Genomic DNA, 255 nt, shown 5'->3' with positions numbered 1-255 from the left:
CAGGATCGAACGTATAATCAGGATCAGCTGACGCCGCTGCGTTTGGTACAGTGATCCAGTCATTCGGCGTAGTGTCAGGCGCAGTCGGTTTAATAACCATTTTCTTCGCAGTCGATAACATATCGAATCCCGCTTGCGCAGATACGAATAACGCTTGCTTGTCGCCATTCTCTACGAATTTAGAGTTCGGCATTACTTTTGATAATCGTTTCAGATCGTCCGATGCCAACGTGATAGTCGTCTCAGCCTAACGAC

1 pseudogene is annotated in these 255 nt (G+C 47.5%); it reads right to left on the bottom strand.

Annotated elements, in window-relative coordinates:
- Positions 1-193 (bottom strand): annotated as a pseudogene (locus GBN91_RS28675) (hypothetical protein); the annotation flags it as partial.
- Positions 194-255 lie beyond the last annotated feature (62 nt).

Origin of the sequence: Bacillus sp. B1-WWTP-T-0.5-Post-4, assembly GCF_009183795.1 — a bacterium.
In the GTDB taxonomy this organism is placed as follows: domain Bacteria; phylum Bacillota; class Bacilli; order Bacillales; family Bacillaceae_G; genus Bacillus_A; species Bacillus_A cereus.
The sequence above is the reverse complement of the archived record's forward strand: the minus strand, read 5'-3'. Positions and strand labels throughout refer to the sequence as shown.